General features: G+C 60.4%; 11 protein-coding genes and 1 tRNA gene. 7 read left to right on the forward strand and 5 right to left on the reverse strand.

Going from position 1 to position 13,591, the window contains the following annotated elements:
- Positions 1-9: 9 nt before the first annotated feature.
- Together HMPREF2980_RS00470 and HMPREF2980_RS00475 are read right to left on the reverse strand one after the other, a co-directional pair.
- A complete protein-coding gene (locus tag HMPREF2980_RS00470) occupies positions 10-276 on the reverse strand; it encodes a hypothetical protein (protein ID WP_005504446.1) in 267 nt (88 codons plus the stop codon).
- A 105-nt stretch (positions 277-381) separates the two neighbouring features.
- Positions 382-456, reverse strand: a tRNA-Thr gene (locus tag HMPREF2980_RS00475).
- 320 nt (positions 457-776) lie between these two features.
- Between HMPREF2980_RS00475 and HMPREF2980_RS00480 the strand changes: the two genes are divergently transcribed.
- Both HMPREF2980_RS00480 and HMPREF2980_RS00485 read left to right on the forward strand, forming a co-directional pair.
- Positions 777-1,541: a DsbA family protein gene (locus HMPREF2980_RS00480; RefSeq protein WP_049353203.1), complete on the forward strand. Its 765-nt coding sequence runs from the start codon at positions 777-779 to the stop codon at positions 1,539-1,541.
- Positions 1,541-2,329 (forward strand): spermidine synthase, encoded by a 789-nt coding sequence (locus HMPREF2980_RS00485; RefSeq protein WP_070689729.1) that lies wholly within the window; start codon positions 1,541-1,543, stop codon positions 2,327-2,329. Before HMPREF2980_RS00480 ends, HMPREF2980_RS00485 begins: the two co-directional genes overlap by 1 nt.
- A 128-nt stretch (positions 2,330-2,457) precedes the next feature.
- On the opposite strand, the gene HMPREF2980_RS00490 is transcribed toward HMPREF2980_RS00485, so the two are convergent.
- Entirely contained in the window at positions 2,458-3,393 is a 936-nt protein-coding gene (locus HMPREF2980_RS00490; RefSeq protein WP_246823616.1) for an EamA family transporter, read from the reverse strand.
- Positions 3,394-3,617: 224 nt separating this feature from the next.
- Positions 3,618-4,679 (reverse strand): EamA family transporter, encoded by a 1,062-nt coding sequence (locus tag HMPREF2980_RS00495; RefSeq protein ID WP_070689730.1) that lies wholly within the window; start codon positions 4,677-4,679, stop codon positions 3,618-3,620.
- Positions 4,680-4,950: 271 nt separating this feature from the next.
- Here HMPREF2980_RS00495 and HMPREF2980_RS00500 point away from each other — a divergent pair, with 271 nt between their 5' ends.
- The gene (locus tag HMPREF2980_RS00500) at positions 4,951-5,832 is read left to right on the forward strand and encodes a hypothetical protein (protein WP_049327021.1); all 882 of its coding nucleotides are present in this window, start codon (positions 4,951-4,953) and stop codon (positions 5,830-5,832) included.
- 118 nt (positions 5,833-5,950) lie between these two features.
- Here HMPREF2980_RS00500 and purB read toward each other — a convergent pair whose 3' ends face one another.
- Positions 5,951-7,384, reverse strand: coding sequence for an adenylosuccinate lyase (purB, locus tag HMPREF2980_RS00505; RefSeq protein ID WP_070689732.1), 1,434 nt, complete (start codon positions 7,382-7,384; stop codon positions 5,951-5,953).
- 251 nt (positions 7,385-7,635) lie between these two features.
- On the opposite strand from purB, the gene HMPREF2980_RS00510 reads away from it, so the two are divergent.
- The 4 genes from HMPREF2980_RS00510 (at position 7,636) to HMPREF2980_RS00525 (ending at position 13,589) form a co-directional block, all read left to right on the forward strand.
- Entirely contained in the window at positions 7,636-8,229 is a 594-nt protein-coding gene (locus tag HMPREF2980_RS00510; RefSeq protein WP_070689734.1) for an ABC transporter substrate-binding protein, read from the forward strand.
- A 19-nt stretch (positions 8,230-8,248) separates the two neighbouring features.
- Entirely contained in the window at positions 8,249-10,657 is a 2,409-nt protein-coding gene (locus tag HMPREF2980_RS00515; RefSeq protein WP_070689736.1) for an extensin, read from the forward strand.
- Between the two features lie 236 nt (positions 10,658-10,893).
- Positions 10,894-12,021, forward strand: coding sequence for a histidinol-phosphate transaminase (locus HMPREF2980_RS00520; RefSeq protein WP_070689739.1), 1,128 nt, complete (start codon positions 10,894-10,896; stop codon positions 12,019-12,021).
- 401 nt (positions 12,022-12,422) lie between these two features.
- Positions 12,423-13,589 (forward strand): thiamine pyrophosphate-dependent enzyme, encoded by a 1,167-nt coding sequence (locus tag HMPREF2980_RS00525; protein ID WP_070689741.1) that lies wholly within the window; start codon positions 12,423-12,425, stop codon positions 13,587-13,589.
- Positions 13,590-13,591: the final 2 nt, after the last annotated feature.

Raw genomic sequence — 13,591 nt, forward strand, 5'->3', positions numbered from 1 at the left:
GTCGGCGGTCTAGTTGCGGGGCGATTTGCCGCCCGTCAGCGCATGAGCGCACACGTACGAAGTCACCAAGGAAATCACAATCGGCACCAGGAACGAGGTGTCATCCTCATACACGGAACGGTAGAAGAACCACACCGCCAGGGAAACCACCAGCGCCAGCACGTACACCAGAGCAAAACGCATCGTGGGGCTCATCGGGCGTGCAGAGCCCGCAGCGGCGCGACCTGCCTGCGCACGGCCACTCTGGCGCTTAGCGGATGCGGATCGAGAAGACATGAGAATCTCCTAAAGTTCGACGGTGACATCTTCGAGAAAACGACAACTCTCAGATGCTAAAAACCGCCGCAACACACCGGAAACCGGCACGCGTTACGGCGGATGTGGAGCCCCCAGTGGGATTCGAACCCACGACCTTTTCTTTACGAGGGAAATGCTCTACCCCTGAGCTATAGAGGCGCATATGCTGCCGTTCTCAACTGCCCGAAAGCAACCGGTGAACAGTGCATACCCCGCAATAGTACCAAAAAGGCGGGGGAGAGGCTAATTACTTTCAACACCGGCCCCGCAGCTGGGAGCAGGCGACAGGGCGGCTATGGTGTGCACTGCATTCACCCCGCAAACCCGCCCGAAGATAGGGAAAGTTCAGGGCAGAGGCATACAATAAACCCTATACCCACGGCGGCTGACAGCACCTCAGAGTGCACATCAACCACAGATTAATCAACCACAGATGTAGCAAACAGGCCAGCCCGCCACCCGTAGAGAGAGGAACCACCATGACTTCACCCCTCAACCGCCGCACCCTGCTACTGGGCGTAGTGCCCGCCGCCGCCCTGGGGCTGAGCGCATGCGGTTCCAGCTCCTCCCAGCCTTCCGCATCGGCGTCTGCGAGCGGTTCGGCGAGCGCATCTGCAAGCACCGCCGCTACCTCGGCAAGTGCATCCGCTAGCGCTTCGGCATCCGCTGACCCTTCGGGTACTGCTTCGGCAACCGCCGATGACGGCTACGTCGGTTACCGCCTCAACCGCGAAGTACCCGGTGCAGGCACCGCAACCCTGTACACCGACTACCAGTGCCCCTACTGCGCTAAGGCAGAACCTAAGTTTGAAGAAGCCGCCAAGAAGCTTGACGGCATCATGAACGTGACCGTGCGTCACATGCCGCTGAACATGCACGCCAACGCCGTACCCGCCGCGCTCGCCGTAGAAGCCGCAGCAGCTCAGGGTAAGCACGTTGAAATGGCGAACAAGCTCTTCGCCACCCAGAACGACTGGAAGAACATCAAAGAACGCGATAAGCTGCGCACCCTCTTCAATGACTACGCCAAGGAACTGGGCCTGAATACCGAAGAATTCGACAAGGTCCTACTAGCCTCAGACACCGTCAAGCCCATCCAGCGCGACTACGAGCACGCCGTCAAGATTGGTGTGAAGGGCACCCCCACCTTCGCCGTGAACGACAAGGTCGTTGAGGGTCTGGATTCCTCCTCCTCGGTGGACGACCTGGTCAGCACCTTCAAGCGTGAAGCTGGCGTGAAGTAGTGGCGCACATTCAGCTCTCCGGCGGTCAGCGCGCCGAAATCCACCCGGACGGGTTCAGCGACCACGGCTACGTCCTCGAAATCGGTGGCGCCGAGCAGTCCCACGTGGACGTGCAGAACCCCGACTACGTGTTCTACGAGTACCTGCGCCGCATCGCAAACGCGGTGGATGCGCTTGCACCCGCCGGCGAACCCATTACCGCCGCACACCTGGGCGCCGGTGCGCTCACGCTCGTGCGCTATATTCAGGCGACCCGCCCCGGCTCCCGCCAGGTTGCCGTGGATATTGAACCCGAGCTCATGGGCTTCGTAACGGACCGCCTGCCGCTCCCCGCCGGAACCGACTGCCAGCTGGTGGTCGGTGACGCCCGCGAGCAGCTGGCGAACCTGCCCGAACTGCTGGGCGTGCCCGGCTTCGACGCGATCATTCTCGACATCTTCACCGGCATGGACGCACCCGCCCACCTGGCGAACCGCGACTTCTACCGCGGACTCAAGGACGCCCTGAACGAGCGCGGTATGGTCGCCATCAACGTGGGTGACGACGCGGGTCTGCCCTTCTTCCAGCTGCAGGCAACCGCCATGCTGGAAGTCTTCGACCACGTGTGGTGCCTGTGCGAAAGTTCCATGCTTAGCGGGCAGAATGAGGGCAACCTCGTGCTGGTTGGTACCGCCCGTGAGCTGGACGAGGACACCCAGGACTGGCTGTACGCCCTGGGCCCGCATCCGGCGGAGGTGCTCACCACCGATGAGCTGCGCGACCTGCTGGATGAGCTGGCTGAGAGCTAAACCTGACATACAAAACCGTTGAGGCGGGTACCAACCAGGTACCCGCCTCAACGGTTTTCTATAGGGGTTTTCTATACGCCGCGCGCCGTACACCGGCAGAATTTGGATTTTTACTCAGGACATTGGCTTTACTCGGGTAGCGGCATGGGGACGGGGTCCTCGCCGACATCCTGCTGCTTGCGGGAACCACCCTTCGTGGTGGTCAGCGTAATACCCACACTCGCAGTCATCAGCAGGAAAATCGCCACCCAACGAATCGGGCCGGTCTCCTGATTCAGCAGCGCCCAACCGGCAATCGCCGCAATAGCGGGCTCCAAGCTCATCAGCACACTAAATACGCGCTCTGGCAGGTTGCGCAGAGCCATCAGCTCCGCGCTATAGGGAATCACCGAAGCGAACATGGCGGTACCAAAAATCATGAGGAGCAACATCGGATCCTGCACCGCATTCCAGATCGGCTGAGGCGCTGGAACAACCGCCGCCACAGGGGCAATAAACGCAGCACCAACAAGCATCGCCACCGCCAGGCCGCTCGCACCCGGAACCAGGGCACCCACCTTCGCACTAGAGCGAATATACAGCGCCCAGAACACGCCAGCAATCAGCGCGAACGTCAGACCCAGGTAGTCGGTATCCTTGCCGACTGCCGCCTCGTAGCCGAGCACCAGCATGCCCGCCAGGGCGCAGAGCACCCACACCGCGTCGCGGAGCCTGCGCGTCAGCATGGACGCCAACGCCAGCGGGCCCAAGAACTCCACCGCAACCGCCAAACCAATCGGGATGCGGTCAATCGCGCAATAGAAGAAGCCGTTCATCAGACCGAAAGTCATACCGAAAATGATGACGGCACGCCACTGCTCCTTCGACCAGGACAGCGCACCCGGCGGCATTTCGCCGCCGCGGCGGGTACGCCAACGCGCCGCCAACCACACGGCGCTACCCACCACCATGGAAGCAATTGCCAGACGGCTGACGCTAATAGCCAGAGCACCAAACAGCGGGAAGAGCCTCACCGCGAACGCGGCACCGAACTGCAGCGACGAGCAGGATATCAGCACAAACATAATGCCCAGTGCGGTCGTTGAGATGAAGTATGCGGCATGATTCTCCTTCCTGCACCTCACAAGGAGGCGGTGCATCTCTCAAGGTGTACAGGTGACGAATCGACTCGGGGGGGCAAGAACCTGACTAGCGCAGTTAAAAAGTGCACCCCCGGGCAACACGAGATACTATCCTACTCGTCACCCGGGGGTGCTAGAAACCGTTGATACGGCTACCGTTCAGCAGATTAGAGGCCCTTCGCCTCACGGTCAGCCTTAATCTGCGCGGCCGACGGAAGCGTAATGGAACTGGTTGCCATCTGCGCAATATCAACCGCGTGGGCATCCACCGCACCGGGCAGGTAGCGATCGGGATCCTCCATAGTGCCCTCCTCCTGCGCCTTCTTCTGCGCACGAGCGTGAGAAATTGAAATACCGATACTCGCAGCCACCAGCAGGGCAATAGCAACCCAACGAACCAGGCCGGTAGCCTCACCAAGCATCACAATACCCACAGCCGCCGCAATCGCAGGCTCCAGGGACAGCACCACGCTGTAAATATGCGCGGGCAGCAGACGCAGCGAAGAAACCTCACCCAACGCCGGAAGCGCAGAAGCCAACAGACCCATCAGGCAACCAATAGCCAGCAGGTTCACATCCTGGGTCACCTTCAACAGGTTATTTCCACTAATCAGGAACGGGAACGGCAGAACCAGCAGAGTCGAAACCGCGTTACCCATGACCATGCCGCCCATACCCGGGATCAGCGCGCCCACCTTCTCAGTCGCCAAAATGTAGGCGGCACGAGAAATAGCGGTCAGCACCGCAAAGAACACGCCCACCAGGGCGAAATCCTCAGGCTTCGCCTGCGACTCAGCCGTCAGAATCGCCATACCCGTAAAGGACAGGGCAATCCACACCAAGTCCAGCTTGCGGCGCGACATAACCGTCGCCAACACCAGCGGACCCATAAACTCAATAGCCACAGCAATCGCCAGCGGAACCTGCTCAATCGCCACATAGAAGAACGCATTCGCACCCGTCAGCGCAATACCCATGACAACAACAGTCAGCCACTGCGCACGAGTCCACGAACGAATCTGCGGACGGAAAAACGCCCACATCAAAATGGTGGAGGTCAACAGGCGCAGAGTCACCACGCCCCACGGGCCCAAATCGCCCATCAGCTGCTTAGCAAGAGCCGCACCGAACTGCGCCGAAATAATCGCGCCGGTCGCGTAAGCAACACCCAGCCCCTGAGTCATCACAGGAGAACGCGCAGCATTGGGCGTATGGGTGGAAGAAGTCATAGCAATCCTTATAGTCCAGAAGAGGTATTAGCCGCTATCTGTCATCAGGCGCGACCCGGAATCATCGTGAAACAGGTCACGCACTATGCAAACAATGAATAGTGTGTAATCTAGGACAATTTTACGCGGTTTAAAAATGGGCGCAAATAATGACCAAAACACCCTAACCAACCGCATACCACCCGCACGCCCTCAGTGAAAAAACACCCCCAAACCCCACCACAACCCCCATATTCAGGAAATATTCACCCAGCCGTGATTTACTGAGAGCATGCTTGACCCGAAGAAGTCTCTATTCGATGAAGACGGCAACCCCCGTCCCGCGCTAACCACCACCCTCGACAACGTACTGCGCATGCAACGACCGCTCGCGCTGTCCATCGTCAAAAAACTCCGTGAAGCGCACCCCGACGAAACCCCCGAACAAATCCACAAGCGCCTCGACCGCACCTACCTGCGCGACATCACCGCCATCGGCGGCGTCACCGGCGCATCCGCATTCGTGCCCGGCGTAGGTACCGTCACCTCCATGAGCCTGTCCGCGCTCGCAGTCGGCGGCTACCTCGAACGCACCGCCCTCTACGCCCAGGCAGTCGCAGAATTGCACGGCGTGCACGTACACGACGCCGAAACCGCCCGCTCCATGGTCATGGCAATCATGCTCGGTGACGAAGGCTCCCAGCTCATGAACACCGTGCTCCTGCAGACCGGCAAGGCAAGCGGCGTCTCCAACAAGTGGGGCATGCTGCTCGGTAACTCCTCCGGCGGCAAGATGTTCAGCGTCGAACGCACCATCCGCAATATGTTCATCCGCCGATTCCTGACCCGCCAGACCGGCGCACTGCTCGGCCGTGCCCTGCCCTTCGGCGTGGGTGCAGTCGTTGGTGGCGGCGCAAACCTGACCCTCGGTAAGGACGTCGTGCGCAACACCCGCCGTGCCTTCGGCGACGCACCCGCCTACTTCCCCGCAGAGCTCATGATTACCCCGCGCGCACCCCGCGTACAGGGTGGCGACGGCTCGGAAAGCTCCTCCGGCGTGGCTGGTGCCCTCCTCAAGGGCGTCAAGGACGCAGGAAAGGCGGCAGGCAAGGTTTTCACCCGCGGCAAGGGCCACGACACCGAAACCGGCCACCGCCGCATGCTCGGCCGCTAAACCCGCTGGTCATAAAACCAGAACATAAAAAGACCCAACACGCTAAAGACCCCGGATCCCTAAGTTAGGAATCCGGGGTCTTTAGTGTTTAGCTTTGTTGATTAGCGGGCGCTACAGGCTACGCGTTCTTCGCGTGATCCAGCAGCTGAGCCGCAATACCGTTGTAGGTGTGCGGAGTCAGCGCCGACAGACGCGCCTCAGCCTCAGGGGAGAGACCCAGAGTAGCCACGAACTCCTTCAGACGAGCGGCATCCACGCGGTGACCGCGAGTCAGCTCCTTCAGACGCTCGTACGGGTTCTCCATATCGGGAACACCCGCGATAGCCTCCGCACGCATCACCATCTGGATAGCCTCAGCCAGGACCTCCCAGTTGGAATCCAGGTCAGCGGAAATCACGTCGGTCGCAATATCCAGACGCTGCAGGCCCTTCACCACGTTAGAGATAGCCAGCACCGAGTGGCCGAACGCCACGCCAATGTTGCGCTGAGCCGAGGAGTCAGTCAGGTCGCGTTGCCAACGAGAAGTCACCAGGGTCGAACCCAGCGAATCCAGCAGAGCGTTGGAGAGCTCCAGGTTAGCCTCCGCATTCTCAAAACGAATCGGGTTCACCTTGTGCGGCATGGTGGACGAACCGGTCGCACCGGCCACCGGAATCTGGCGGAAGAAACCAATCGAAATGTAGCTCCACACATCGGTGCAGAGGTTGTGCAGCACGCGGTTGAAGTGTGCGATATCCGAGTACAGCTCGGCCTGCCAGTCGTGCGACTCAATCTGAGTGGTCAGCGGGTTCCAAGTCAGACCCAGGTGCTCCACAAAACCACGAGAAATCTTCTGCCAATCAGCGCTAGGCACCGATGCATAGTGAGCAGCGTAAGTGCCGGTCGCACCGTTAATCTTGCCCAGGAACTCGGTCGCCTTCACGTGCTTGACCTGGCGCTTCAGGCGGTAGGCGAGCACGCCCATCTCCTTGCCCAGGGTGGAGGGGGTTGCCGGCTGGCCGTGAGTGCGGCACAGCATCGGCACGTCGCGACCGTCCTCAGCCAGATTCAGCAGAACCTCAATCAGCTCCTCAGCGGCGGGGATCCACACGTTCTCAACGGCATCCTTGATACCCAGCGCGTAGGAGAGGTTGTTAATGTCCTCAGAAGTGCAGCCGAAGTGAACCAGCGGCACCAGGTGACCCAGGCCCAGGCCCTCCAGGCGGCGGCCAATGTAGTACTCGACCGCCTTCACATCGTGAACGGTGACAGCCTCAATCTCAGCCAGCTCCGCCACAGAATCAGCGTTGAAATCGGTCACGATGGCGCGCAGGCCCTTCTTCTGCTCCTCGCTCAGCGGGGACAGACCCGGCAGCACCTCGTGCTCGCACAGGTAAATGAACCACTCAACCTCAACGTGGATGCGGTCGCGGTTCAGAGCCGCCTCAGAAAGGTAGTTGGTCAGGGGCGCGGTCACGGATGCGTAGCGTCCGTCGAGGGGGCCCAGCGCAAGTTCGCCGGTGCCCAGGTCAATACGGCCAGAAGGCAAGAAGGTGTTATTGGTGTGAGACATAGCTCTATTTTTGCATGAATTCGCTGAAAAAAAGAGGCGGGAAGAGCATATGGACGTGACGGGTGGCTCGGTTAGTTGCAGAAATATGACAAAACGAGGTGCTGCGGAAGGGGTATTTTTCGGGTCTTGAGGGGTCAAAACGTGCGAATTTTTCGAAACAAGCCTGAGTTATCCACAGGTTGGCGTACTCAGCCTGCACAGTCACCGCGGCAGATTTAGCCTAAAACAAACCCGCCGCGAAAGGACACACCATGACCACGATTGCCGACACTGCACCACCTCCCGCACCCCACCTGCCCAGAATCGAACCGACTGATATCCTCCGCGCAGCAGGACACATGGGCATCGGCACCGCCGCCGGCCACGCCCTCGCCGAGCAGCTCATGGCAGCCGCTGCCCTCGCCCGCGCCAAAGGCGCAGAACTCGCCCACAGGATGCGCACCGAAGCCCAAGAAATCCGCACCGCACACCAACGTGCCAATGAACTCAACGGCGATCGCTGGGCATCCGAAGCCGGACGCGCCTACCGGCGACAACTCGAAGAACACAGCGAAAAAATCCGCAATCAAGCCGAACAAGCCGAAGGCACCGCCGCCATAATCGCCGCCGCCGGTGAAGAACTCGCCAACGACCTCACCGGCAAAGCGCAGGCAATCAAAGCCGCCGCCTCCGCCGTAGATAGCCTACTCGGCAAACTCGCCGACAGCGCCGCCGACGCCCTCGAAAAACTCAACCCCGGCGAAATCATCGCCCGCTCAGGCGTGCAAAAAGCCCAGTCAACGCTCGATTCACTCATGCACGTGAACCTGCCCGACGGGCTGAGCTCGCTCATCCGAACCCACTAACCTCACCCTAGGAGACACCATGATTACCGGACCCACCGTTGCGCCCATCGGTGACCTCAGCAACTCCGCAGGGCCCACCGCAGGCACCATCAGCGTTGAGCTTGAAGAAATGCCCGCCATCGCCGACGGGCTCGACACCGTCAGCCGCACCTGCGCCGACCGCACCATGCCCATTCTCGGTATCGCCGCTGAAACCCGTCTTTTCCTCGGCATCAACGGACGCGCCCAGCAGGCTGCCGCCCTCTGCACCAGCCTCGCCGCAGACCTCGGTATGAGTGCCGCAAAGTTCGGCGCCACCGCAGCCGCCGTCCGAGCCGCCCACAGCTCCTACCTGCAGACCGAAAATATCGTCGCAGGCTGGTTCGACTCCATGGGCATCGCAAAGGACGGTAAGCTCACCGACGGACGCAGCACCCGAGACCACCTGCGCGGCCTCATCGCTGGAGAACCCGGCGAAGCTAACTACCTCTTGAAGCTCACCATTCCCGAGCTTGGGTACTTCTCGGCATCTCGGACGCTACCGTATTCGCCTCTCGTAGCGGGTATTCTTTTCGGCTTCACCGCCTACATGGACGCATTATGGAACCCTGAAATTGCCCATCAGCGAGCAATTGACCGCGTTGCAGACATGTTGGGCATTCCGCGAGGACTTGCTCGAAAGGCACTGGGAGGTGGCTTATTTAGTATCTTCAGTATCGTCAAATCTGGAATCGATACCTATCTTGGCACTAAGGCTCATAATATTCGGACCGCTTCCGCCGATGCATACGGTATTGCTACGCATCGTGGTGAGAAAAGCCAGCTTTCTGTAGGTGCCAGCTCAGATCGTCTTCTTGCGGCTGCTAAGGCACAGGATCAGGAATTTGAGCATTCCCGGCAAAACCCCTCGACCGCTGAACGTAGTGCCGTGCTCGTCACCGTCATGTACGAAGCAGGGCACGAAGGCGACCCCGCCCATGCCCTGTATGTGGTGAGCGTTCCGGGTACCAACTTTAACTCCTGGGGCGGATCCATCATAGATGTCCCTGGTGCCGAACGCGAAGCATTGGGCAAAGATACCCTGGAAAACCCCGCCTATCAGATGGTTTTGCAAGCCCTCCGCGATGCCGGCGCGCCTCAGGGCGCACGCGTGTACATGGAGGGTTTCAGCCAGGGCGCCATGATTGCCTACAACATGGCGAATAGTACTGAAGTCGCTAAAGAAATCAACATTGTGGGTATCTACGCCCAAGGGGCTCCGCTACGAGGCTTGCCCGCCAAACGCCGTGATTTTGCTGTGGACTACGTGGAAGGAGAAGGAGACTGGGTTCCTGACTCTGCATGGCGAGAAGATGGATGGCATCCTGACGACCGTGATACAGCAATGACCGTCCAGAATCCTGAACATGATGGAGGAAAATATCGAGAAACCCTAGAACGCGAAGGATATAGTGGAGCGGTATTTGGCGGTATGCGTGCCGCAATGGACGGTAAAGAGTACGCGCTGGGGGAACAGAAGGTAACCTCAGCCTCAAGCCTGCCGGATGGTCTGCCTCCCGCTGTACGAGTGGACATAACTATCAGACGTGCCGAGGGCTACGGCGCGGCAGCCCTTGTATCAGGAACGGTGCCTGGTGCCTTGGGTATAGCTGAGTTCGCTGATGAGAAGACAGGCGGGCGTCTGGGGCAAGCAAAGCGTGGCATCGAAGACACCGTCTCAGATGTCCAGCAGGGCATGGAGATTGCCAAGCAGAAGGCCGAGGGTCTTCAGCGAGAAGCTGGAGAATCCGCCTGGGCGGTTGCTGGGCAAATCCCCGCCGTCATCGAGGGTGTCCAAAAGACCATCCCTCATCCCGAGCCGACTCCGCAGGAAAAGCCTCATAGCCCGAAGCCTGCATGGCCCGAAATGCCTGTGCCGCAGATGCCCAAGGTGCCCATCCTACAGGGATACAACCCGCAGCATCTGCCGCCTGCCATCAAGATGCCCGGGGACCTGAGTCGTCCGGAGCCTGCACCCATCAAGATGCCGAGCGACCTGAGCCGCCCTGAGCCTGCACCCATCAAGATGCCCACTCGAATCGAGGCAGAGGGACAGCTACCGCCTGCAGGTCTGATCCCGCCGGACATTCTGCCCAAACCTGCAGATCTGCATACGCACATCGAAAAGGCTGTTACTCAGCCAATCATCGATCAGCTGCAGCTCCCTAGTCCTGGTTCTGTGCTCAGGGACCCGTTCCCCGGGCCCCGACAGGGTGGAGACTACGGCGGCGTTGAGTCGCTCATTCCCATCCAGCCAGGCCAGAAGCCTGCACCCATGCTCCCGCCCAAGAGCATTGACCCCGGGTTCCTCGTCCCAGCTCCTCCCGAGAACATTGACCCCGGGTTCCGCGCCCCAGGCCATCCCGAGGACCTGACTCCCCTCGAGGAGCGTGAACCCCTGATGGTCTAAACACCGAGTCTAAAAGCACCAATCTCAACGGCTCGGTGGAGGGTGGAGGGGACGAGTAGAGAAGAGAAGAGAAAAGGAGGGGCGCCACCGGGAACAACCCCGGCGGCGCCCCTCCATCTTTGCGTACAGCGCTTGCGGCCAGTATCTGCTGCCTGCACAGCTACAGCCTGCTCGCGACCTGCTCTCCAGGTGAGAAGCGTTAGCCTCCGAGCCGCCCGCAGGCACATACTGGAACCATGAGCCAGTCAGCTGAACACGCCAACATCCCGGTCCGCCCCGTCTTCAACACCCTGCCCAGCTACGCGGCAGGCAAGCCGCCCGCACCCGTTGAAGGCCTCACCCAGTACAAGCTCTCCTCGAACGAGAACCCGCTGGGCCCCGTACCCGAGGTCGCGCGCGTCCTCGCAGAATTTGCGACCGCGCATCGCTACCCCGACCCGCTCTCCACCGCCCTGCGTCACAAGCTCTCCGCCCGACTGGGCGTGGACGCTGACGACATCGTCACCGGTGCCGGAAGCCTCGGCGCGCTCAACCAAATCCTCAAAACCTTCGCCGGCGTAAACGCCGACGGCGTGCAGGACGAGGTCATCTACGCCTGGCGCTCCTTCGAGGCATACCCGATCCTCGTCGGCATTATGGGCGCTCGCAGCGTGCAGGTGCCGAACCTGCACGACGGCTCACACGACCTGGACGCCATGGCGGCAGCTATCACCGAACGCACCCGCCTGATCCTGGTCTGTACCCCCAACAACCCGACCGGCCCCGCCGTCACCGAAAGTCAGATCCGTGCGTTCCTGGAGAAGGTGCCCGCCCACATCCCCGTGGTGATTGATGAGGCGTACTTCGAGTTCTGCGCCGCCTCCACCGTGCCGGAAAGTGAAGAAGCCCCGCTGAACGGCATGGACATCTACCGCGACTACGAGAACGTCATCATTCTGCGCACCTTCTCCAAGGCACAGGGCCTGGCGGGTCTGCGCGTGGGCTACTCAATTTCGCATCCGCAGATTACGCAGCACCTGCGGGTGGCGGCAACCCCGTTCGCCGTGACGGCGCTGGCTGAGGCGGCGGCTATCGCCTCCATCGAGCATGAGGATGCGGTGATGGAGCGTGTGAGCCACCTGGTCGCTGAGCGTGAGCGCGTGACCGCTCGACTGCGCGAGCTGGGCTACGATTTCCCGAGCACTTACGCGAACTTTGTGTGGCTGCCCCTGGGGGAGCGCACGGGTGAGTTTGTGCAGCTGATGTCTGAGCATGCGCTGTCGGTGCGTGCGTTCGGCACCGAGGGTGTTCGCGTGAGCATTGGCGAGGTGGAGGCGAATGACCGTTTCCTCTCGCTCTGTGAGGTCTTCGCGAAGGGGCTCTAGAGCGTCTTGTGAAGGGGTGGGGCACCCACTCGACCCTAATTGAACAATGTACTATTTTCCCTTGTCGAGGATTATTTAGAGTTCAATATTTGTGCCCCGGAGAGAAAAGTCTGGCCCTTAAAATGGTTTCAATGGCTAAATTAAACCTCCCATATATTCCCAAAAAAGAATATATAGGAGGTTTAATTTAATGATGTTCAAATAGTGAATGACAGGGCATAATACACTGCGTTATCAGCGTAACTGCCGCGAGATAAAGCCGAAAAGAGTAGACTGGTAACTATATATGCCCAGACCCTCACAGGCTTACCGGAACACCTCAAACCCTGCACCATCAGGTGAAAGTTGAGACTAAAACCCAAGCCGCTGAGGGCCAAGCCCTCGTCACGTGTGGAGGTTAGATGCACGAGAACGACAAGTACCCCGGAGTGCCCGAACGCATCCAGCTCATGGATGAAAACGGCACCGTACACGAACACCCCACCTACAGTCGGTACATCGAAGACGTCAACGCAGACACCCTGCGCGAGGCATCCCGCCTCATGTACACCACCCGCCGATTCGACGACGAGGCAACCGCCCTGCAGCGCCAGGGTCAGCTCGCCCTCTGGGTGCCCAGCCGAGGCCAGGAAGCCGCACAGGTCGGTTCCGCACTCGCCTACGCGCCCAACGACTATATCTTCCCCTCCTACCGTGAGCACGCCGTCGCCCTGACGCGTGGCGTGGACTTCCGCGACCTGATCACCATCTTCCGCGGCTCCACCACCCACGGCTGGGACATGAAGGCACATAACTTCCACACCTACACCAAGGTGCTTGCCGCCCAGACCCTGCACGCCGTCGGCTACGCCATGGGTCTGAACTTCGACGCCGACATCGAGGCTGAAACCGGCACCCGCCGCACCGGTCAGGGTCAGGCAACCGACCCCGCCGAGGACACCCAGAAGCCCGCTGTGGCGGTCTACTTCGGTGACGGCTCCTCCACCGAGGGTGACGCACACGAATCTATGGTCTTCGCCGCCTCCTATAACGCGCCGGTGCTCTTCTTCGTGCAGAACAACCGCTGGGCTATCTCCGTGCCCTTCGAGGTGCAGTCCCGCGTGCCGGTGTCCACCCGCGCCGCAGGCTACGGCTTTGAAGGTATCCGCGTGGACGGCAACGACGTTCTCGCCGTGCTCGCCGCAACCCGCTACGCCATGGAGAAGATCCGCGCCGGTGAAGGCCCCGTACTGATTGAAGCTGAGACCTACCGCCTCGGCCCGCACACCACCGCGGATGACCCCACCAAGTACCGCACCGATGCCGACCTGGAAGGTCCCCTGCGCCGCGACCCCATGTTGCGCCTGGAGAAGCACCTGCGTGATAACGGCTACGCCGATGATGCCTTCTTCGAAGAGGTTGCAGAATCTGCGCAGCAGGTCGCGAACGGCGTGCGTGAGGCAGTGCTGAACTCTGAGGTTGCCGACTTTGAGTATTTCTTCGACCGCGTCTACGTGCAGGAACACCAGCAGGTGGAAGACGACCGCGAGTTCTATCGTAACTACGTTGCAGGCTTTGAAGAGGAGTAAGC

Origin of the sequence: Rothia sp. HMSC076D04, assembly GCF_001814645.1 — a bacterium.
GTDB classification, from domain to species: Bacteria; Actinomycetota; Actinomycetes; order Actinomycetales; family Micrococcaceae; genus Rothia; species Rothia mucilaginosa.